At 60.1% G+C, this 21,849-nt stretch carries 20 protein-coding genes, 1 tRNA gene and 3 pseudogenes; 18 read left to right on the forward strand and 6 right to left on the reverse strand.

What is annotated here, in order from left to right:
• Positions 1-94 precede the first annotated feature (94 nt).
• The 18 genes and pseudogenes from LRS56_01480 (at position 95) to nadA (ending at position 14,584) form a co-directional block, all read left to right on the forward strand.
• The gene (locus LRS56_01480; protein WDU63282.1) at positions 95-316 is read left to right on the forward strand and encodes a zinc ribbon domain-containing protein; all 222 of its coding nucleotides are present in this window, start codon (positions 95-97) and stop codon (positions 314-316) included.
• A 107-nt stretch (positions 317-423) separates the two neighbouring features.
• Positions 424-2,199 carry an aspartate--tRNA ligase gene (gene aspS / locus LRS56_01485; protein ID WDU63283.1) on the forward strand — a complete coding sequence of 592 codons (1,776 nt, stop codon included), beginning with the start codon at positions 424-426 and terminating at the stop codon, positions 2,197-2,199.
• A gap of 150 nt (positions 2,200-2,349) precedes the next feature.
• A complete protein-coding gene (locus LRS56_01490) occupies positions 2,350-3,096 on the forward strand; it encodes a YebC/PmpR family DNA-binding transcriptional regulator (GenBank protein WDU63284.1) in 747 nt (248 codons plus the stop codon).
• A 170-nt stretch (positions 3,097-3,266) separates the two neighbouring features.
• Positions 3,267-3,791 (forward strand): crossover junction endodeoxyribonuclease RuvC, encoded by a 525-nt coding sequence (ruvC, locus tag LRS56_01495; GenBank protein WDU63285.1) that lies wholly within the window; start codon positions 3,267-3,269, stop codon positions 3,789-3,791.
• A gap of 68 nt (positions 3,792-3,859) precedes the next feature.
• Positions 3,860-4,471 (forward strand): Holliday junction branch migration protein RuvA, encoded by a 612-nt coding sequence (ruvA, locus tag LRS56_01500; GenBank protein WDU63286.1) that lies wholly within the window; start codon positions 3,860-3,862, stop codon positions 4,469-4,471.
• Positions 4,472-5,530, forward strand: a complete 1,059-nt coding sequence (ruvB, locus tag LRS56_01505; protein ID WDU63287.1) for a Holliday junction branch migration DNA helicase RuvB — start codon at positions 4,472-4,474, stop codon at positions 5,528-5,530.
• A gap of 139 nt (positions 5,531-5,669) precedes the next feature.
• Positions 5,670-6,125: a tol-pal system-associated acyl-CoA thioesterase gene (ybgC, locus tag LRS56_01510; protein ID WDU63288.1), complete on the forward strand. Its 456-nt coding sequence runs from the start codon at positions 5,670-5,672 to the stop codon at positions 6,123-6,125.
• A gap of 1 nt (position 6,126) precedes the next feature.
• Positions 6,127-6,822 carry a protein TolQ gene (gene tolQ, locus LRS56_01515; GenBank protein WDU63289.1) on the forward strand — a complete coding sequence of 232 codons (696 nt, stop codon included), beginning with the start codon at positions 6,127-6,129 and terminating at the stop codon, positions 6,820-6,822.
• Positions 6,823-6,845: 23 nt separating this feature from the next.
• On the forward strand, positions 6,846-7,298 hold the full coding sequence (gene tolR / locus LRS56_01520) for a protein TolR (protein ID WDU65674.1): 453 nt from the start codon (positions 6,846-6,848) through the stop codon (positions 7,296-7,298).
• Entirely contained in the window at positions 7,298-8,371 is a 1,074-nt protein-coding gene (gene tolA / locus LRS56_01525; protein WDU63290.1) for a cell envelope integrity protein TolA, read from the forward strand. The genes tolR and tolA overlap by 1 nt, the downstream gene beginning before the upstream one ends.
• A gap of 17 nt (positions 8,372-8,388) precedes the next feature.
• On the forward strand, positions 8,389-9,669 hold the full coding sequence (gene tolB, locus LRS56_01530; GenBank protein ID WDU63291.1) for a Tol-Pal system beta propeller repeat protein TolB: 1,281 nt from the start codon (positions 8,389-8,391) through the stop codon (positions 9,667-9,669).
• A 55-nt stretch (positions 9,670-9,724) separates the two neighbouring features.
• Positions 9,725-10,225 carry a peptidoglycan-associated lipoprotein Pal gene (gene pal / locus LRS56_01535; GenBank protein ID WDU63292.1) on the forward strand — a complete coding sequence of 167 codons (501 nt, stop codon included), beginning with the start codon at positions 9,725-9,727 and terminating at the stop codon, positions 10,223-10,225.
• A 6-nt stretch (positions 10,226-10,231) separates the two neighbouring features.
• Positions 10,232-11,064: pseudogene (gene ybgF, locus LRS56_01540) on the forward strand (tol-pal system protein YbgF).
• Positions 11,065-11,228: 164 nt separating this feature from the next.
• Positions 11,229-11,875 (forward strand): annotated as a pseudogene (queE, locus tag LRS56_01545) (7-carboxy-7-deazaguanine synthase QueE).
• Between the two features lies 1 nt (position 11,876).
• On the forward strand, positions 11,877-12,566 hold the full coding sequence (gene queC, locus LRS56_01550; GenBank protein WDU63293.1) for a 7-cyano-7-deazaguanine synthase QueC: 690 nt from the start codon (positions 11,877-11,879) through the stop codon (positions 12,564-12,566).
• Between the two features lie 63 nt (positions 12,567-12,629).
• Positions 12,630-12,705: transfer RNA gene (locus tag LRS56_01555), tRNA-Lys, on the forward strand.
• Between the two features lie 267 nt (positions 12,706-12,972).
• Entirely contained in the window at positions 12,973-13,293 is a 321-nt protein-coding gene (locus tag LRS56_01560) for an outer membrane protein transport protein (protein WDU63294.1), read from the forward strand.
• A gap of 232 nt (positions 13,294-13,525) precedes the next feature.
• Entirely contained in the window at positions 13,526-14,584 is a 1,059-nt protein-coding gene (gene nadA / locus LRS56_01565) for a quinolinate synthase NadA (protein WDU63295.1), read from the forward strand.
• 131 nt (positions 14,585-14,715) lie between these two features.
• Here the strand turns inward: nadA and LRS56_01570 are convergent, their stop codons facing one another.
• From LRS56_01570 to gcvH, 6 genes and pseudogenes are all read right to left on the reverse strand, one after another.
• On the reverse strand, positions 14,716-15,204 hold the full coding sequence (locus tag LRS56_01570) for an RDD family protein (GenBank protein WDU63296.1): 489 nt from the start codon (positions 15,202-15,204) through the stop codon (positions 14,716-14,718).
• A gap of 94 nt (positions 15,205-15,298) precedes the next feature.
• Positions 15,299-15,511, reverse strand: a complete 213-nt coding sequence (locus LRS56_01575; GenBank protein WDU63297.1) for a cold-shock protein — start codon at positions 15,509-15,511, stop codon at positions 15,299-15,301.
• A gap of 393 nt (positions 15,512-15,904) precedes the next feature.
• A pseudogene (gcvT, locus tag LRS56_01580) lies at positions 15,905-17,028 on the reverse strand (glycine cleavage system aminomethyltransferase GcvT).
• A gap of 39 nt (positions 17,029-17,067) precedes the next feature.
• Entirely contained in the window at positions 17,068-18,444 is a 1,377-nt protein-coding gene (locus LRS56_01585; protein ID WDU63298.1) for an L-serine ammonia-lyase, read from the reverse strand.
• A gap of 164 nt (positions 18,445-18,608) precedes the next feature.
• Positions 18,609-21,446, reverse strand: a complete 2,838-nt coding sequence (gene gcvP, locus LRS56_01590; protein WDU63299.1) for an aminomethyl-transferring glycine dehydrogenase — start codon at positions 21,444-21,446, stop codon at positions 18,609-18,611.
• Between the two features lie 10 nt (positions 21,447-21,456).
• Positions 21,457-21,840, reverse strand: a complete 384-nt coding sequence (gene gcvH / locus LRS56_01595) for a glycine cleavage system protein GcvH (protein WDU63300.1) — start codon at positions 21,838-21,840, stop codon at positions 21,457-21,459.
• Positions 21,841-21,849 lie beyond the last annotated feature (9 nt).

Genomic DNA, 21,849 nt, shown 5'->3' on the forward strand with positions numbered 1-21,849 from the left:
ATTTACCAGATATAATCCCGGGCTTTGCTGCGCATGCCTGGCTTGTCCTGGGTCAGGCGCGGCGCAGTAACGATCTGATCGCCGAGACATCTCCATGCCCATGTACGACTATCAATGTGCTTCCTGTGGTCATCAGTTGGAAGCCATTCAGAAGATCAGCGCCGCGCCGCTGGTCGATTGCCCTGCTTGCCAGGCTCCTGAGCTGAAGAAGATGTTGTCCATGCCGGGCTTCCGTCTGAGCGGCAGCGGCTGGTACGAGACCGATTTCAAGACCGGCGCCAAGAAGAACCTGGCCGGCGGCGACAAAGCAGACTGAGTTGAACTCAATGCGCAGGCTCCTGCATTATCCGTCCCCTGCTTTAATGTACGGTGACGAGGCAGGCCTCCACCGAATTTCGAATTACGAGAAGTGAAACCACTACCATGATGCGCAGCCACTATTGCGGCCAACTGAACGAGACCCTGGATGGTCAGGAAATCACCCTTTGCGGATGGGTTCACCGTCGCCGCGACCACGGCGGGGTGATCTTCCTCGATATCCGTGATCGTGATGGTCTGGCCCAGGTGGTGTTCGATCCGGACCGCGCCGAGAGCTTCGCCGCCGCCGACCGCGTGCGCAGCGAGTACGTTGTAAAAATCACCGGCAAGGTTCGCCTGCGTCCGGCCGGTGCCGTGAACGCGAACATGGCGTCCGGTGCGATCGAAGTGCTGGGCTACGAGCTGGAAGTGCTGAACGAGTCGGAAACGCCGCCGTTCCCACTTAACGAATACTCCGACGTGGGCGAAGAAACCCGCCTGCGCTACCGCTTCCTGGACCTGCGTCGCCCGGAAATGGCCGAGAAGCTGCGTCTGCGTTCGCGCATGACCACCAGCATCCGCCGCTTCCTCGATGAAAACGGCTTCCTCGACGTCGAAACGCCGATCCTGACCCGGGCTACCCCGGAAGGCGCGCGCGATTACCTGGTGCCGAGCCGTACCCACGCCGGTTCGTTCTTCGCCCTGCCGCAATCGCCTCAGCTGTTCAAGCAATTGTTGATGGTGGCCGGCTTCGACCGTTACTACCAGATCGCCAAGTGCTTCCGTGACGAAGACCTGCGCGCCGACCGCCAGCCGGAATTCACTCAGATCGACATCGAGACCAGCTTCCTCGATGAAAAAGAGATCATGGGCCTCACCGAGCAGATGATCCGCAACCTGTTCAAGGAAGTGCTGGACCTGGAGTTCGGCGAATTCCCGCACATGACCTTCGAAGAAGCCATGCGCCGCTACGGTTCCGACAAGCCAGACCTGCGTAACCCGCTGGAACTGGTGGACGTGGCCGACCAGCTCAAGGAAGTCGACTTCAAGGTGTTCAGCGGCCCGGCCAACGACCCTAAATGCCGCATTGCCGCCCTGCGTGTGCCTGGCGGCGCGAGCATGCCGCGCAAGCAGATCGACGACTACACCAAGTTCGTCGGCATCTACGGTGCCAAGGGCCTGGCGTACATCAAGGTCAACGAGCGCGCCAATGGCGTTGACGGCCTGCAATCGCCGATCGTGAAAAACATTCCGCTGGACAACCTGAACGCGATCCTCGATCGCGTCGGTGCAGTCGACGGCGACATCGTGTTCTTCGGTGCCGACAAAGCCAAGATCGTCAGCGAAGCTCTGGGCGCGCTGCGGATCAAGCTGGGCCACGACCTGGACCTGCTGACCTGCAAGTGGGCACCCATGTGGGTCGTCGACTTCCCGATGTTCGAAGAGAACGATGACGGCAGCTTCAGCGCCTTGCACCACCCGTTCACCGCGCCGAAGTGCTCGCCTGAAGAGTTGGAAGCCAACCCTGCTGGCGCGCTGTCCCGTGCCTACGACATGGTGCTCAACGGCACCGAACTGGGTGGCGGTTCGATCCGTATCCACCGCAAAGAGATGCAGCAAGCGGTGTTCCGCCTGTTGGGCATCAACGAAGCGGAACAGGAAGAGAAGTTCGGCTTCCTGCTCGACGCCCTGAAATACGGTGCGCCGCCGCACGGTGGCCTGGCGTTCGGCCTGGACCGTCTGGTGATGCTGATGACCGGCGCGCAGTCGATCCGTGAAGTGATTGCCTTCCCGAAAACCCAGAGTGCTGCGGACGTCATGACCCAGGCTCCGGGTGTGGTGGATGCCAAGGCGCTGCGCGAGCTGCACATCCGTCTGCGCGAGACGCCGAAGGCTGAGTAAGGCTGCTGCGTGAAAGCGCACTGAGGTTTACGCAGTCTAAAAAGGCGCATCTTCGGATGCGCCTTTGCGTTACAAGGGTTGTGCTTTAAAGAGAGAAGTCCTGCCTGGGGCGGGATTGACAAGGTTTCTAGAGAATTTCGGAGTTGTGTTATGGCTGGCCATTCCAAGTGGGCGAACATCAAGCACCGCAAAGAGCGTCAGGATGCCAAGAAAGGCAAGATCTTCACCAAGTGGATTCGCGAGCTGACCGTCGCCGCCCGTCAGGGCGGTGGTGACCCGGGCTCCAACCCGCGCCTGCGCCTGGCGCTGGACAAGGCCCTCGGCGCGAACATGAGCCGCGACATCATCGACCGCGCCGTGGCCCGTGGTGCCGGCGCCGCCGACACCGACGACATGGTCGAGCTGAGCTACGAAGGCTACGGCCCGGGCGGCGTAGCCGTGATGGTCGAGTGCATGACCGACAACCGCAACCGTACCGCCGCCGCCGTGCGCCACGCATTCAGCAAATGCGGCGGCAACCTGGGCACCGACGGTTCGGTGGCCTACCTGTTCGAGCGCAAGGGGCAGATCTCCTTCGCACCGGGTGTGGATGAAGACGCACTGATCGAAGCGGCCATGGAAGCGGACGCCGACGACGTGGTGACCAACGAAGACGGCTCCATCGACGTGTTTACCTCGTTCGCCGGGTTCTATGCCGTGCGTAACGCACTGGAAGCCGCCGGTTTCAAAGGCACCGACGCGGAAATCGTGATGCTGCCGACCACCAGCGCCGAGCTGGACCTGGACGGCGCGCAGAAGGTGCTGAAGATGCTGGATATGCTTGAAGACCTGGATGATGTGCAGAACGTGTATTCGAATGCCGACATCCCGGAATCTGTAGCCGAGCAGCTCTCTTAAGCGTCACGCCGCTCCGATGTGTGAGCTGGTTTGGGTGGGAGCTGGCTTGCCTGCGATAGCATCCCCTCGGTTTGACACAAGCACCGAGGTGTCTGTATCGCAGGCAAGCCAGCTCCCACATTTGATCGATGTTGGTCGCAAGAATTGTGTTTTCCCACTCCGCAGGCGTTATGACTTTAATCCTAGGTATCGACCCCGGTTCGCGCATCACCGGTTTTGGCGTGGTGCAACAGACCCCGCGTGGCTGCGTCTACGTCGCCTCGGGCTGCATCCGCACCGGCGCGGGCGAGTTGGCCGAGCGCCTGCAGATCGTCTATCGCGGCGTGCGTGAGGTGATCCAGACCTACGGGCCGGTCACCATGGGCATCGAGAAGGTGTTCATGGCCAAGAACGCCGACTCCGCGTTGAAGCTCGGCCAGGCCCGTGGCGCCGCTATCGTAGCGGGTGCGGAGGAGGGCATGGAAATCGCCGAGTACACGGCGACGCAGGTTAAACAAGCCGTGGTCGGCACCGGTGCGGCCAATAAGGAGCAAGTGCAGATGATGGTCATGCACATGCTCAAACTCACCTCAAAACCGCAAATCGACGCCTCCGACGCCCTGGCCATTGCCATTTGCCACGCGCACACCCGTTCCAGCCTGTTGCCTCACGGCCTTGGTACGGCACGCAGTCGTGGCGGGCGGCTGCGTCTCTGATAGCATCAGCGCAATCGTTATTTCCGGTCAGGCGCTGTTCTGACCTTCAAGCTTTAAGGATCTGAACCGTGATTGGACGCTTGCGCGGCACCCTGGCTGAGAAACAGCCGCCGCACCTGATTCTGGATGTAAATGGGTTGGGGTATGAGCTGGAAGTGCCCATGACCACCCTTTATCGCCTACCGTCGGTCGGTGAGCCGCTGACCCTGCACACCCATCTGGTGGTGCGCGAAGATGCGCAATTGCTCTATGGTTTCATTGGCAAGCGTGACCGCGACTTCTTCCGCGAGCTGATTCGCCTGAACGGCGTGGGGCCCAAGCTTGCGCTGGCGCTGATGTCGAGCCTGGAAGTGGACGAGCTGGTACGTGCGGTTTCGGCCCAGGACACCTCGGCGCTGACCAAGGTGCCGGGTGTCGGCAAGAAAACCGCTGAGCGCCTGCTGGTGGAGCTCAAGGACCGCTTCAAAGCCTGGGAAGTGGTACCGAGCATGTTTGCGCTGGTGCCGAATCAGCCGGATATGCCGGCCGGCCAGGTCGCCAGCGCTGAAAGCGATGCGGTCAGCGCGCTGATCTCCTTGGGCTACAAGCCGCAAGAGGCCAGCAAGGCGGTGTCGGCCATCAAGGACAAGAACCTGAGCAGCGAAGACATGATCCGCCGAGCCCTGAAGGGAATGATTTAAGTGATTGAAGCTGATCGTCTGATTGCGGCCACCGGCCCGCGTGACCGTGAAGAAGTCCAGGACCGGGCCATCCGCCCCCTGAGCCTGGCCGACTACATTGGCCAGCCCACCGTGCGCGAGCAGATGGAGTTGTTTATCCAGGCCGCACGCGGGCGCAGTGAGTCCCTGGACCACACGCTGATCTTCGGCCCGCCGGGGCTGGGTAAAACCACCCTGGCCAATATCATCGCCCAGGAAATGGGCGTGTCGATCAAGTCCACCTCCGGCCCGGTGCTGGAGCGGCCAGGTGACCTGGCGGCGCTTCTGACCAACCTTGAGCCGCACGACGTGCTGTTTATCGACGAAATTCACCGGCTGTCGCCGATCGTCGAAGAAGTGCTGTACCCGGCGATGGAAGACTTCCAGCTCGACATCATGATCGGTGAAGGTCCGGCAGCCCGTTCGATCAAGCTTGATTTGCCGCCGTTCACATTGGTCGGCGCGACTACGCGGGCGGGCATGTTGACCAACCCGCTGCGAGACCGTTTCGGCATTGTTCAACGTCTGGAGTTCTATAGCACTGCGGACCTTGCGACCATCGTCAGCCGCTCGGCGAACATTCTCGGCTTGCCGCTGGACCCGGAAGGCGCGTTTGAAATCGCCCGTCGCGCCCGTGGTACGCCACGGATCGCCAACCGCTTGCTGCGCCGTGTACGCGACTTTGCCGAAGTGCGGGCCAAGGGGCATATCACCAAGGCCGTGGCGGACCTGGCCTTGAACCTGCTGGATGTGGACGAACATGGCTTCGATCACCAGGATCGACGTCTACTCTTGACCATGATCGAGAAGTTCGACGGTGGCCCGGTGGGCGTCGACAGCCTGGCGGCCGCGATCAGTGAAGAGCGCCATACCATTGAGGATGTGCTGGAGCCGTACCTGATCCAGCAGGGCTACATCATGCGCACACCCAGGGGGCGGGTGGTGACGCGCCATGCCTATTTGCACTTCGGGTTAAACATTCCGTCACGATTGGGTGAGATGCCTGTGGTAGACGAATTCCTCGATGCAGTGGACGATTAAAAGCATTACTTGAGTCGATTTATTCGAGGTTTGTGCTGTCCTAGTGGCTGGCGTCGTCATTCAGTCACTGGAAATGATTCAGCTAACGCAAAAACAGTTGCCCAGCCGGATTGGCAACCTGAGGAGTAAGCACTAGAGTATGCGCGCGCAAAACGGGGATCAGTCGTTCGCACATCGCTGTCGCGTTTATTACGAGGACACCGATGCCGGCGGCATCGTGTATTACGTCAATTACCTAAAGTTCATGGAGCGGGCTCGAACCGAGCGGCTACGGGAGCTGGGCTTTGCCCAATCCGAGCTGGCAGGGGAGGACCTGTTGTTTGTCGTGCATTCCAGCGAGGCTCGCTATCACGCGCCGGCGCGGTTGGACGATGAGCTGTTGGTCAGTGCGCAAGTGATCGAATTGAACCGTGTCAGCCTGCGTTTCAAGCAGCAGGTCAGGCGGGCAACGGATGCAACGCTGCTCTGTGAGGGGCAGTTCCTGGTGGCCTGTGTGCGCACCAACAGTTTGAAACCTCGGGCCATTCCCGAAACTCTACGTGCGGCCTTTGCCGCCGAGAGCGGCGCGGGTAAACAATCAAAGCAGGAGATTTAGCGTGGAACCTACCGTCGTCGACCATTCCTCCATGTGGAGCCTGGTCAGCAATGCCAGTGTTGTGGTTCAACTGGTCATGCTGACCCTGGTAGCCGCATCGGTTACCTCTTGGGTCATGATTTTTCAGCGCAGCAACCTGCTGCGCGCCGGTCGACGTGCCCTGGAGAGCTTTGAAGAGCGCTTCTGGTCGGGTATCGACCTGTCCAAACTGTACCGCCAGGCCGGCAGCAACCCGGACCCGGATTCGGGCGTCGAGCAGATCTTCCGCGCAGGCTTCAAGGAATTCTCGCGCCTGCGCCAGCAGCCGGGCGTTGACCCGGAAGCCGTGATGGAAGGTGTGGCCCGTGCCATGCGCGTGGCCATCTCCCGCGAAGAAGAGAAGCTTGAGCAAAGCTTGCCGTTCCTCGCGACCGTAGGTTCCGTGAGCCCGTACATCGGTCTGTTCGGTACCGTGTGGGGGATCATGAACTCCTTCCGTGGCCTGGCCCAGGCCCAGCAAGCGACCCTGGCCACCGTGGCCCCGGGTATCGCCGAAGCCCTGATCGCCACAGCGATCGGCCTGTTTGCCGCTATCCCCGCAGTAATCGCCTACAACCGTTTTGCCGCCACCAGCGAAACCTTGATCGGCCGTTACTACACCTTCGCCGATGAATTCCAGGCGATCCTGCACCGTAAAGTGCACACCAGCGAAGAATAAGCAGGTAATTCCCAATGGCTTTAATCGCTCGAGCTCGCAAAAAGCGCAAGCCGGTCGCCGAGATGAACGTAGTGCCCTACATCGACGTGATGCTGGTACTGCTGGTCATCTTCATGGTGACCGCGCCGATGCTCAACCAGGGCGTGAAGGTTGATCTGCCCAAGGTTTCCAGTGAAGCCTTGCCGCAAGACAACAACACACAGGTCCTGACCATTTCGATCAAGTCTGACAAGACCTATTACTGGAACCTTGGCAGCGAAGTCGACACTCAGAAACAGCAAGACAAGGCCCTGACCTTGCCGGCGATGACCGATGCGGTGACCAAGATCATTCGCTCCGGCAACGAAGGCGGCAAGCACACCCAGGTGTTCATCCGCGGCGACAAGTCTGTCGACTATGGCTCTGTGATGGGCGCCATGGGCGGGCTGCAGAAAGCCGGCGTCGGTAACGTTGGCTTGATTACCGAGGCGCCCTGATGCAGCAACAGCGAGAGCCGTCCGCCTCGGAAAGCTTCTTCTGGCCTAGCGTCTGGGCAATTGCCCTGCACGTCCTGGTGTTTGGCATGCTGTTCGTCAGCTTTGCCATGACCCCGGACCTGCCGCCAGCCAAGCCGATCGTGCAGGCGACCCTGTATCAGCTGAAATCGAAAAGCCAGGCCACCACCCAGACCAATCAGAAGATTGCGGGTGAGGCCCAGAAGTCGGCTGCGCGCCAGACTGAAGTCGAGCAGATGGAACAGAAGAAGGTCGAGCAGGAAGCGGTGAAGGCTGCTGCGGAACAAAAGAAAGAAGAGGCGGCTCAAAAGGCCGAGGAATCGAAAAAGGCTGACGAAGCGAAGAAGGCCGACGAGGCGAAAAAGGCTGATGAAGCCAAAAAAGCCGAGAAAGCTGCCGATGCCAAAAAAGCCGAAGAGAAACAATTGGCTGATATAGCCAAGAAGAAAGCCGAAGACGAAGCGAAAAAAGCTGCCGAAGAAGAGGCCAAGAAAAAGGCCGCTGAAGACGCCAAGAAAAAGATAGTCGAAGACGCGAAGAAGAAAGCCGCCGAAGACGCCAAGAAAAAAGCTGAAGCAGACGAGGCGAAGAAAAAAATCGCCGATGATGCGAAGAAGAAAGCTGCCGCCGACGCCACCAAGAAAAAGGCCCAGGAAGCAGCACGTAAATCCGCCGAAGAGAAAAAGGCCCAGGCCTTGGCAGATTTGCTTTCCGACACGCCGCAACGTCAGCAAGCCTTGGCCGATGAGCGTGGCGATGAAGTCGCGGGCAGTTTCGACGACCTGATTCGGGCACGGGCAGCAGAAGGCTGGACACGTCCACCTTCGGCACGCAAAGGCATGACAGTAGTGCTGCAGATCGGCATGTTGCCGGACGGCACGGTGACTTCGGTCAGCGTGGCCAAGTCCAGTGGTGACGGCTCGTTCGACAGTTCGGCGGTTGCCGCAGTCAAGAACATTGGCCGGTTGACCGAGATGCAGGGAATGAAACCAAGCGACTTCGCTCCCTATCGTTCATTCAAGATGACATTCACACCTGAGGATCTAGCCTTGTGAGAAACCTTCTTCGAGGAATGCTTGTCGTTATTTGCTGTATGGCAGGGATAGCGGCGGCGGATGAAAAGAACATCCTGGTCACCAGCGGTAGCGATCGGGCCACCCCGATCGCGGTAGTACCGTTCGGCTGGCAGGGCGGCAGCGTGCTGCCGGACGACATGGCCCAGATCGTCAGCGATGACCTGCGCAACTCCGGTTACTACGCACCGATTCCGAAAGGCAACATGATCAGCCAGCCGAACCAGGCCAGCGAAGTTGTGTTCCGTGACTGGAAAGCCGTTGGTGCGCAATACCTGATGGTCGGCAATATCACGCCGGCCGGCGGTCGCCTGCAGATCCAGTACACGTTGTTCAACGTGGCCACCGAGCAGCAGGTATTGACCGGCAGCGTATCGGGCACCGCCGAACAACTGCGGGACATGGCCCACTACATTTCGGACCAGTCGTTTGAAAAGCTCACCGGTATCAAGGGGGCTTTCTCGACGCGTCTGCTGTATGTAACGGCTGAACGCTTCTCTGTAGACAACACTCGTTACACTTTGCAGCGCTCGGACTATGACGGTGCACGCGCCGTGACCCTGCTGCAATCGCGTGAGCCAATCCTGTCGCCGCGCTTCGCGCCGGACGGCAAGCGTATTGCCTACGTGTCTTTCGAACAGCGTCGTGCGCGCATTTTCGTCCAGCACATCGATACTGGCCGTCGTGAGCAGATCACCAACTTCGAAGGCCTCAACGGTGCACCGGCCTGGTCGCCGGATGGTTCGCGCCTGGCGTTCGTGCTGTCCAAGGACGGCAACCCGGATATCTACGTGATGAACATGGCTTCGCGCCAGATCAGCCGTGTTACCAGCGGCCCGGGCATCAACACCGAACCGTTCTGGGGTAAAGATGGTTCGACCATCTACTTCACCTCCGACCGTGGCGGCAAGCCTCAGGTCTACAAGGCAAATGTGAACGGCGGCAGCGCGGAACGAGTGACCTTTATTGGTAACTACAACGCCAATCCGAAGCTTTCGGCTGATGAAAAGACGTTGGTGATGATTCACCGTCAGGATGGTTTCACTAATTTCCGGGTTGCGGCCCAGGATTTGCAGCGTGGAACGGTAAAAATCCTCACAGATACCAACCTTGATGAGTCAGCTACTGTTGCGCCCAACGGCACCATGGTAATCTACGCCACCCGCCAGCAGGGCCGGGGAGTCTTGATGCTCGTGTCCATTAATGGACGCGTAAGGCTCCCGCTTCCTACCGCTCAAGGCGAAGTCAGAGAACCGTCCTGGTCCCCTTACCTGAACTGACGCGGCGCTACAAAAAGAAGTACTTAACACACTGGGGTTCATTAGGAGTTTCACGATGGAAATGCTGAAGTTTGGTAAGTTTGCTGCTCTGGCTCTGGCTCTGTCCGTAGCCGTTGGTTGCTCGTCTAAAGGCGGCGACAATGCCGGTGAAGGCGCAGCTGTTGATCCAAACGCTGGTTACGGCGCTAACACTGGTGCAGTTGACGGCTCCCTGAGCGAAGAAGCTGCTCTGCGCGCTATCACCACTTTCTACTTCGAATACGACAGTTCGGACCTGAAACCAGAAGCCATGCGCGCTCTGGACGTTCACGCGAAGGACCTGAAAGCTAACGGCGCTCGCGTTGTTCTGGAAGGTAACACCGACGAACGTGGTACTCGTGAGTACAACATGGCACTGGGCGAGCGTCGTGCGAAAGCCGTTCAGCGCTACCTGGTACTGCAAGGTGTTGCTCCAGGCCAACTGGAACTGGTTTCCTACGGTAAAGAGCGTCCAGTTGCTACTGGCCACGACGAGCAGTCCTGGGCTCAAAACCGTCGCGTCGAACTGCGTAAGTAATTCGTCATGCGAACGTGCCGTCGTGCTCTAACTGTATTGGCTCTCAGCTTCGCACCGCTTGCGGTGTGGGCTGCGGTTCCTGTGGAAGATAGCAACTCTGGCTATAACAATAGCGGGAGCAGTTATCCGCCAGCAGGTTATGGCACGAACGGCGCCTATGCTGGGGGGCGGCTACGTCCGCCCCCTCCGCACAGGGCGAACTGTTCAACCAGCTGCAACGCATGCAGGATCAATTGTCGCAGCAACAAGGCACGATTGAAGTTCTGCAGAACCAAGTGAACCAGCTGAAGCAAGAAGGTCTGGAGCGTTACCAGGATCTTGATCGACGCATTGGAGCCGGCGTTACACCTGCCGCCACTCCTGATAATTCTTCTGCCGGTGGCGCGCCAAGTGCCGCCGCCGGTGGTGCAGCAGCAGGGGCCGCTGCCAGCCAAGCCCCTGCCGCGAGCAGCGAACCGGGTGATCCGGCCAAAGAAAAGCTGTATTACGATGCAGCTTTCGACCTGATCAAAGCCAAGGATTTCGATAAGGCCAGCCAGGCATTTACCGCTTTCCTGCGCAAATACCCGAACAGCCAATACGCGGGCAATGCCCAATACTGGTTGGGCGAGGTCAACCTGGCCAAGGGTGATCTGCAGGGGGCAGGCCAGGCATTTGCCAAGGTCAGCCAGCTGTACCCAAAGCACGCCAAGGTGCCTGATTCGCTGTACAAACTCGCTGACGTAGAGCGCCGCCTGGGTCATACCGACAAGGTCAAAGGCATTCTGCAGCAGGTTGTTGCCCAGTATCCTGGGACTTCCGCTGCCCAGTTGGCTCAACGGGATCTGCAGCGCTTGTAAGCGCTGCCGCCCGTTTAGAAGAAACCCGCGCCTGGCGCGGGTTTTTTCGTTAGAATCCACGCCCTTTTATGAAACACGCTTTTTGGGGCCTACGCGTTGGCGGGGTTCCTTGAAGTGCCTGACGGAGGCGGACAGCCTGTTTAGCTGTTACGCCCGTGGCGACTATGCAAGACACATTACGTATCACCGAAGTTTTTTACTCGTTGCAGGGTGAAACGCGAACCGCTGGCCTGCCCACCGTATTTGTGCGCCTGACCGGCTGCCCTTTGCGTTGCCAGTACTGCGACAGCGCTTACGCCTTCAGTGGCGGCACTGTGCGCACCCTCGAAGACATCCTCGAGCAGGTTGCCGGTTACCGGCCGCGCTACGTCTGTGTGACAGGCGGCGAGCCCCTGGCGCAACCCAACGCCATCCCTTGCTCAAGCAGTTGTGCGATGCCGGTTATGAGGTGTCCCTGGAAACCAGCGGCGCCCTGGACATATCTGCAGTGGACCCGCGTGTGAGCCGAGTGGTCGACCTCAAGACCCCGGGCTCCAAGGAAGCGCATCGCAACCGCTATGAGAACATCGACCTGCTGACGGCCAACGATCAGGTCAAGTTCGTCATCTGCTCCCGTGAAGATTACGACTGGGCGAACTCCAAGTTGATCCAGTATGGCCTGGACCGTCGCGCGGGTGAGGTGCTGTTCTCCCCAAGCCACCACGACCTGAATGCACGTGACCTCGCTGACTGGGTGGTGGCTGATAACCTGCCAGTACGCCTGCAATTGCAGCTGCATAAATACCTTTGGAACGACGAGCCGGGACGCTGATATGACTGAACAAACACTTGAGCAAAAACGCGCTGTAATCCTGCTGTCCGGTGGCCTGGATTCCGCCACTGTGGTGGCGATGGCGCAGGCTGACGGTTACACCTGCTACACCATGAGCTTCGATTACGGCCAGCGCCATCGCGCCGAGCTGAACGCCGCTGCCCGGGTAGCGCGTGACATGGGCGTCGCCGAACACAAAGTGATTGGCCTGAACCTCAACGGCATCGGCGGCTCGGCGCTGACCGACAGCAGCATCGATGTGCCGGAAGCACCGAGCGAAGGCATTCCGGTGACCTACGTGCCGGCCCGTAACACGGTGTTCCTGTCGCTGGCCTTGGGTTGGGCGGAAGTACTGAACGCGCGCGACATCTTTATCGGCGTGAATGCGGTGGACTATTCCGGCTACCCGGACTGCCGCCCGGAGTTCGTCGAGTCGTTCGAGCGCATGGCCAACCTGGCGACCAAGGCCGGTGTAGAGGGGCAGGGCTTTCGCATCCTGGCGCCGCTGCAGAACCTCAGCAAAGCCGATATCGTGAAGGCTGGTGTAGGACTTGGCGTGGATTATTCGCTGACTGTTTCCTGCTATCAGGCAGACGATAACGGCCGTGCTTGTGGGAAATGCGACAGCTGCCGACTGCGTGCAGAAGGCTTCCAAGCGGCCGGAATTGCTGACCCAACGCGTTATTTCTGATTTATTTCAAATAAGGTGTTGAATAATCCTTAGAAATCAGTATTATACGCGCCACCACACAGCGGGTCGTTAGCTCAGTTGGTAGAGCAGTTGGCTTTTAACCAATTGGTCGTAGGTTCGAATCCCACACGACCCACCATTTTTGGCGGTTTAGAAAATCCGGAAGGCCCACGCAAGTGAGGATTTCCGGGTTTTTTTTTGCCCGCAATAATCTTGCTCCCTGGCTGCTTGCTCGGACGGTAACGGTTCTTGACGTTGGGACGTTTTTACCGGCCCCCAAGTGACTTACCGCTGATGTCGATACCGCTCGGGCAAAGGTCAGAAAAGACACAAGCTGAACGTCACCACGCCATTGTCCGTGGACTTTTCCGTGACGCACCAATTCACCGATGACTGGACCCTGTAGGTGGGTAGCACCTGCACCCGCTGGAGCCAGTTGAAAAAGAGTGCGGTCAACAACAGTGGTGTGTCCGATCTGGCCAGCGAATTGGCAGGCCTGGATTCCATCACCGAACAACAGCACTGGCGCGACACCTGGTCTCACGCTATCGGCGCGGCATACCAAGTCAACCCGCAGTTGGTATTCAGCCAGGGTGCCGGTTGGACGCCCGTGGACAACCTGGCCTTCGACGTGCGCCAGGCACAACCGGCGCTGGGCCTGACCTACGACGCCAACCATGAAAACCGCGCCAACGGGTTCGGCGGCTCAATGACTCATCGTTTCTGAGAGGCGTGTGCAATGGACACGGGAAGCCCGATGAGGGTTTCCCGTTTTTCTCGCCCGATAGACGCACCTGCCAATACCAGATTAGGCTTTTGAATCGATTCGATATTCTGTAGCCTTGCGCAGCTTCACCGTGCTTGATGAACACAATCACTTCGTCCGGCGGTGCCCAAAGGGCTCCAGAGCCGGTGGTACACTCGACTTTCGCGCAACTGCGCCTGCAGGTCTTGCGAACATGACGCAAATTTCTGAACGCCTACTGGTTCAAGCCCACCTCGACGCCAAGCAGCCCAAAGCCCTCAGCGCCGATGAAGAGGCGAGCCTGCGGGCCGCCATCGCCGCCGAGCTGAAGGCTCAGGACGCGGTGCTGGTTGCCCACTTCTACTGCGACCCGGTGATTCAGGCTCTGGCCGAAGAGACCGGCGGCTGTGTTTCTGACTCCCTGGAGATGGCCCGCTTCGGCGCTGCCCACCCGGCCAAGACCGTACTGGTGGCCGGTGTGCGTTTCATGGGCGAGACCGCGAAAATCCTCACGCCTGAAAAACGCATCCTTATGCCGACCCTGGAAGCCACCTGTTCGCTGGACCTGGGGTGCCCGGTGGATGAGTTTTCGGCGTTCTGCGATCAGCATCCCGAGCGCACTGTGGTGGTTTACGCGAACACTTCGGCTGCGGTCAAGGCGCGCGCCGACTGGGTGGTTACCTCCAGTTGTGCGCTGGAAATCGTCGAAAGCCTGATGGACAACGGCGAGACGATTATCTGGGGCCCTGACAAGCACTTGGGCACCTATATCCAGCGCCAGACCGGTGCCGACATGCTGCTGTGGGACGGTGCCTGCATCGTCCATGAGGAGTTCAAGTCCAAGCAGCTGGAAGACATGAAGGCGCTGTACCCGGACGCAGCGATCCTGGTGCACCCGGAATCACCGACGTCGGTGATCGAGTTGGCGGATGCGGTGGGCTCCACCAGCCAACTGATCGCCGCTGCGCAGCGTTTGCCGAACAAGACCTTCATCGTGGCCACCGATCGCGGCATTTTCTACAAGATGCAGCAGCTGTGCCCGGACAAGGTCTTTGTCGAAGCGCCTACCGCCGGTAACGGCGCGGCGTGCCGCAGCTGCGCGCACTGCCCGTGGATGGCGATGAATACGCTGGAGCGCACGCTGCAGTGCCTGCGTGAAGGCAGCAATGAGATATTCGTTGAGCCGTCGGTGATCCCGCAGGCTGTGCGGCCGCTCAAGCGCATGCTGGATTTCACCCAGGCTGCGCGCTTGAAGCTGGCCGGCAACGCCTGACCTGGGAGGAACGCGGTCCAAAATGTGGGAGCGGGCTTGCTCGCGAATACGGTGTGTCAGTTGATGCATCGGGTGACTGAACCACCGCATTCGCGAGCAAGCCCGCTCCCACTTTTTTGTGTCGTCTGTGGTTACTTCTTCTGCTTGGGGATTCGCACCAGCTGCGTGTCCGAATAGATGTCATGCCAGCTGCGTTTCTGCTTGTCGAACAACGACCAGATAAACCCCAGCCCCACGCACAACCACGACGCAATCGACACCACAAAGCGCAGCAGCGCCTGCCACAGGCTGATCCGCGAGCCGTCGGCGTTTTGTACACGCACGCCCCACACCTGCATGCCCAGCGTTTGCCCGGAATGGGTCCAGAACTTGGCGAAAAAACCAAACAGCACAACAAACAAAATCGTCGACAGCAACGGGTCGCCGTCCAGCGCGCCGGATTCGGTGAGGGTGCGCAGTTTGGCTTCGCCGATAAACGCCATCCACACCAGCTTGTAGATAAACGCGGTGACGATCAGCAGGGCGGTGCACAACAGGAAGTCATAGAACATCGCTGCCAGACGACGGCCCAGGCCAACGGCGGGGAATTCGCCTTGGGGGCTCAGCAGGGGTTTGGACATGGCAGGCTCTCTGGATAAAAAAGCCATTTTACGAGCAAACGCACATAAAAAAGCCCCTGATGTCAGCATCAGGGGCTTTTTGTCGCAAGGGGGATCAGGCTTCTGCGATCACTTCGTCAGCCTGCATGCCTTTCTGGCCTTGCACAGCAACGAACGTCACTTTCTGGCCTTCTTTCAGGCTCTTGAAGCCGTTGCCCTGAATAGCGCGGAAATGCACGAACAGATCCGGACCGCTTTCTGGCGTGATAAAACCAAACCCTTTCTCGTCGTTAAACCACTTGACGGTACCGCTCTGACGTGTCGACATTTCTTATTTCCTTTGACGCAAAAAATTAATGACAGTCCCTTTCACATGAAAGAGTACTGGGCTGGGTTGCAGGAAAGTAAGAGACGTCGAACGGGTTGTAGCACAACTACTTCAGCTACTGCCCAGGTCCAGGTTCCAAGCGACCCATGCAAACACAGTGGGCAAACTCTACGCCAACTAATACAGAAAAAACAAGCCCTGCGCAAAGCCCAGGTTTTGCTGGGCTTTATGACACTTCGGTCAACAATGAAGGCTTGGCTTATTCGATAGAAAGTGTCACTTGTTATAGGCGAGTTCCTTAAACAATGACTATCGTCAATGCACTGTTTTATGGCGGTTGCGTTACAGATTAGTGCACGTTAACGCAACCGCGTTACTTATAGAAACAGCCAATCAGCCACGGAAGTAACGTTGCGGTACAAATGGCATTTTACTTACACGCAGTGGCACCTTTTTCCCACGTACCAACGCAGACACTTCGGTATCCAATGCAATGAACGCACTGTCCAGGTAAGCCATGGCCAGCGGGCCGCCCAAGGTCGGGCCAAAGCCACCGCTGCACACGCTGCCGATCACGCTGCCGTGTTCATCGACGATTTCTGCGCCTTCACGCACCGGGGTACGCTCTTGAGGCAGCAGGCCAACGCGCTTGCGGCTCACGCCAGTTTGTTGTTGGGTAAAGATGCGGTCCGCCCCGGGAAGCCACCGGCACGTGCGCCGTCGGCGCGGCGGGCCTTGGAAATCGCCCACAACAGGCTGGCTTCGATCGGCGTGGTCTCGGTGTTCATGTCGTGGCCGTACAGGCACAGGCCGGCCTCCAGGCGCAGCGAGTCGCGGGCGCCCAGGCCGATGGCTTGCACTTCGGTTTCGGCCAGCAGGCTGCGGGCCAGGCTTTCGGCGCTGGCTGCGGGCACGGAGATTTCAAAACCGTCTTCGCCGGTGTAGCCGGAACGGCTGACGTAGCAGTCCACGCCCAGCAGGCGCAGGGAAGCGAATTGCATGAACGTCATCTGGGTGACTTCCGGTGCCAGGCGCGCCAATACCTTCACCGCTGCCGGGCCTTGCAGCGCCAGCAGGGCACGTTCTTCGAACAGCGGCTCGATGCTGCACTGGTCGCCGATATGCTGGCGCAGGTGGGCCAGGTCCTGGTCCTTGCAGGCGGCGTTGACCACCAGGAACAGTTCGTCGTTACCCAGGTTGGCCACCATCAGGTCGTCGAGGATGCCGCCTTGATCGTTGGTGAACATGGCGTAGCGCTGCATGCCCACCGGCAGGTCGATGATGTCGACCGGCACCAGGGTTTCCAGGGCCTTGGCGGCATTCGCGCCGGTGAGGCGGATCTGGCCCATGTGCGACACGTCGAACAACCCGGCCTGTTCACGGGTGTGCAGGTGTTCCTTCATCACGCCGAGCGGGTACTGCACCGGCATGTCGTAGCCGGCGAAGGGCACCATGCGTGCGCCCAGCTCGAGGTGCAATGCATGCAATGGGGTTTTCAACAGGGTTTCGGTGGACATATTCAGCTCCTGAAAAACGTGCTGGCGCGCTTGTAGGCGTCAGCACTCGATAATGTTGACCGCCAAACCGCCACGGGCGGTTTCCTTGTATTTGCTTTTCATGTCGGCGCCGGTCTGGCGCATGGTGCGGATGACCTTGTCCAGCGAGACGAAGTGCTGCCCATCGCCGCGCAAAGCCATGCGCACCGCATTGATCGCCTTGACCGAACCCATGGCGTTGCGCTCGATGCAGGGCACCTGCACCAGCCCGCCAATCGGGTCGCAGGTCAGGCCGAGGTTGTGTTCCATGCCGATTTCGGCGGCGTTCTCCACCTGGGAAACCGTGCCGCCCAGCACCTCACACAAGGCGCCTGCGGCCATGGAACAGGCCACGCCGACCTCGCCCTGGCAGCCGACTTCAGCCCCGGAGATCGAGGCGTTTTCCTTGTACAAAATGCCGATGGCCGCCGCGGTGAGCAGAAAACGCACCACGCCGTCCTCGTTCGCGCCCGGGATAAAGCGCATGTAGTAATGCAGCACCGCCGGCACAATTCCGGCCGCACCGTTGGTGGGCGCGGTGACCACGCGCCCGCCGTTGGCGTTTTCTTCGTTGACCGCCAGCGCGTACAGGTTGACCCAGTCCAGCACCGACAGTGGATCGCGCAAGGCTGACTCCGGGTTCTTGCACAGCTGGCGATGCAGGGCGGCGGCGCGGCGCTTGACCTTCAAGCCCCCCGGCAAAATCCCTTCGTTACGACAGCCTGCGTCTACGCAGTCTTGCATCACCTGCCAGATGTTCAGCAGGCCGGCACGGGTTTCCGCTTCCGGGCGCCAGGCGCTTTCATTGGTCAGCATCACCTGGCTGATAGACAGCCCATAGGTGGCGCAATGGCCCAGCAGGTCCTTGGCGTGTTTGAACGGGAAGGTCAGGGGCGTGGTGTCTTCGACGATCCGGTCGGCGCCGGCAGCGTCTTCATCCACCACAAAACCGCCGCCGACCGAGTAATACTCGCGGCTGCGAACCTGAATGCCTGCCGCATCAAAGGCGCGAAAGATCATGCCGTTGGGGTGGTAGGCCAGCGGTTTGCGAATCATCGCCAGGTGTTCTTTTTCATTGAACGCAATGCTGTGTTCGCCGAGCAGGTTCAAGCGACCGTCGCTGCGCATCTGCGCCAGGCGTGCGGCCACGGTTTCGGTATTCACGGTGTCCGGGTGTTCGCCTTCCAGGCCCAGCAACACGGCCTTGTCGCTGCCGTGGCCTTTGCCGGTGGCGCCCAGCGAGCCATAGAGTTCCACCTTGATGCCGGCGGTGGCGCTCAGCAGGTTGTCACGTTTGAGGCCCTCGACGAATCGAGCGGCGGCGCGCATCGGGCCAACGGTGTGGGAGCTGGAGGGGCCGATGCCAATCTTGAACAGGTCGAACACGCTAAGGGACATGGTTGTTCTCCGGTTTCTTATTATTTTGGAAGCGGACTCGGTCCAAATGTGGGAGCGGGCTTGCTCGCGAATACGGTGTGTCAGATTTATAAATCTGGTGACTGATACGCCGCTTTCGCGAGCAAGCCCGCTCCCACATTGTTGACCGCGTTTCTTCAGTCAGGTTAGGCGTAGCTCTCAATCGAGGGGCACGCACACACCAGGTTGCGATCGCCAAACACGTTGTCGACCCGGCCTACCGGCGGCCAGTATTTGCCTTCGATCAACGACGCTACCGGGTACACCGCCTGTTCGCGGCTGTACGGGTGGCTCCATTCGCCCACCAGTTCCGCCGCAGTGTGCGGGGCGTTTTTCAGGGGGTTGTCGTCCTTGTCCAGGGTGCCGTTTTCCACCGCCCGAATTTCTTCGCGGATGGTGATCATCGCGTCACAGAAGCGATCCAGTTCTTCCTTGGATTCGCTTTCGGTCGGCTCGATCATCAGCGTGCCGGCCACCGGGAACGACATGGTCGGCGCATGGAAGCCGAAGTCGATCAGGCGCTTGGCCACGTCGTCCACGCTGATGCCGCTGCTGTCCTTCAGCGGGCGCAGGTCCAGGATGCACTCGTGCGCCACCAGGCCGTTGCTGCCGGTGTACAGCACGGGGTAGTGCTCTTCGAGGCGACGGGAAATGTAGTTGGCATTCAGGATCGCCAACTGCGAAGCGCGCTTGAGGCCTGCGCCGCCCATCATGCTGATGTACATCCAGGTGATCGGCAGGATGCTCGCGCTGCCGAATGGCGCCGCGCACACCGCGCCTTCCTTGCGCTCCATGGCCGCGTGGCCCGGCAGGAATGGCGTGAGGTGCGACTTCACACCAATCGGGCCAACGCCAGGCCCGCCGCCGCCGTGAGGAATGCAGAAGGTCTTGTGCAGGTTCAGGTGGGACACGTCGCCGCCGAACTTGCCCGGTGCGCACAGGCCGACCATCGCGTTCATGTTGGCGCCGTCGATGTACACCTGGCCGCCGTTGTCGTGGATGATCCCGCAGATGTCGCGGATACCTTCTTCGAACACGCCGTGGGTGGACGGGTAGGTGATCATCAGCGCGGCGAGGTGTTCGCGGTGCTCGATAGCCTTGGCGCGCAGGTCTTCGATATCGACGTTGCCACGCGCGTCGCAGGCGGTCACGACCACGCGCATACCGGCCATGTTGGCGGTGGCAGGGTTGGTGCCGTGGGCCGACGACGGGATCAGGCAGATGTCGCGGCGCTCCTCGCCACGGCTCTGGTGATAGGCACGAATGGCCAGCAGGCCTGCGTACTCACCCTGGGAACCGGCGTTCGGCTGCAGCGAGATTGCGTCATAACCGGTGGCCGCGCAGAGCATGGCTTCCAGCTCGGAGGTCAGTTGCAGGTAGCCGGCGCTTTGTTCGGCCGGGGCGAACGGGTGCAGGGCACCGAATTCGGCCCAGGTCACCGGGATCATTTCGCTGGCGGCATTGAGCTTCATGGTGCACGAGCCCAGCGGGATCATGGTGCGGTCCAGCGCCAGGTCCTTGTCGGCCAGCTTGCGCAGGTAGCGCATCAGCTCGGTTTCGGAGTGGTAACGGTTGAACACCGGGTGGCTGAGGATCGGCGACTGGCGCAGCAGGGCGGTGGGCAGGGTGCTTTCAGTCGCGGCGAAGGCCGGCAGGGCTTTGCCATCGGCAAAGAGGCTCCACAGGGTTTCGATATCGGCCTGGGTGGTGGTTTCATCGACCGACAGGCCGACGCGCTCAGCGTCCACCACACGCAGGTTGATGCGCTGGGCGCGGGCCTTGTCGTGCAGGGCGGCGGTGTTGGCGCCGGTGTTGAGGGTCAGGGTGTCGAAGAAGTTTTCCTGTTCGACGTTCAGGCCCAGAGCGGTCAAGCCCTTGGCCAGAATCGCGGTCAGTTGGTGAATGCGCTGGGCGATCTGGGTCAGGCCCTTGGGGCCGTGGTACACGGCGTACATGCTGGCGATGTTGGCCAGCAGCACTTGGGCGGTGCAGATGTTGCTCGTGGCTTTTTCGCGACGGATATGTTGCTCGCGGGTCTGCATGGCCAGGCGCAGGGCTGGCTTGCCGAAACGGTCGACGGACACACCGACCAGGCGCCCCGGCATATCACGCTTGAACGCATCCTTGGTGGAGAAATACGCCGCGTGCGGGCCACCAAATCCCAGCGGCACACCGAAGCGTTGCGCGCTGCCGATGGCCACGTCGGCACCGAACTCACCCGGCGGGGTCAGCAGGGTCAGGGCCAGCAGGTCCGCGGCCACGGCGACCAGTGCATTGGCGGCGTGGAAACGCTCGGTCAGCTCACGGTAATCAAACACGTCACCGTTGCTGGCCGGGTATTGCAGCAGGGCGCCGAAGAACGGACTCACATCGCTCAGCTCGCGCTCATCGCCCACCACCACATCGATGCCCAGCGGCTCGGCACGCGTGCGCAGTACGTCGAGGGTTTGCGGGTGGCTGTGGATCGAGGCGAAGAACGCGTTACTGCCCTTGTTTTTGCTCAGGCGCTTGCAGAAGGTCATGGCTTCGGCGGCGGCGGTGGCTTCGTCGAGCAAGGAGGCGTTGGCGATCGGCAGGCCGGTGAGATCGCTGATCAGGGTCTGGAAGTTCAGCAGCGCTTCCAGGCGGCCTTGGGAAATCTCCGGTTGATACGGGGTGTAGGCGGTGTACCAGGCCGGGTTTTCCAGCAGGTTGCGCAGGATCGGCGATGGCGTGTGGCAGTTGTAGTAGCCCTGGCCGATGTAGGTCTTGAACAGCTGGTTCTTGCCGGCGATGGCCTTGATCCTGGCCAGGGCCTCGGCTTCGCTCAGGCCGTCTTCCAGGCCAAGTACGCTGGTGCCCTTGATGCTTTCCGGGATCACGCTGGCGCTCAGGGCTTCCAGGGAGTCGAAGCCCAGGCTTGTGAGCATTTGCTGCTCATCTTCCTGGCGCGGGCCGATGTGGCGGGCGATGAATTCGTTGGCGGTGCTCAAATTAACAGTCATGGCGCGCTCCTCAGGCTTCAGCGTTGGCTTTGATCAGGCGGTCGTACGCGTCCTGATCCAACAGTTTAGCTACCGCTTCGGCATCGGCCGGTTTAAAGCGGAAGAACCAGCCTTCGCCCATTGGGTCTTCGTTGACCAGTTCCGGGCTGTCGCTGAGCTTGTCGTTCACTTGCAGTACTTCGCCGGTCAGCGGCATGTAGACGCCGCTGGCGGCTTTGACCGATTCCACGGTGGAGGCTTCGGCGCCCTGGTCGTAGGCCTGCAACTCCGGCAGTTGCACGAAAACCACGTCACCCAGTGCGTTTTGCGCGAAAGCGGTGATGCCTACGGTGATGCTGCCGTCGGCTTCGGCGCGTAGCCATTCGTGATCTTCGGTGAAACGCAACTCGCTCATGGAAACTCC

Source organism: Pseudomonas poae, from assembly GCA_028869255.1.
Taxonomy (GTDB): domain Bacteria; phylum Pseudomonadota; class Gammaproteobacteria; order Pseudomonadales; family Pseudomonadaceae; genus Aquipseudomonas; species Aquipseudomonas poae_C.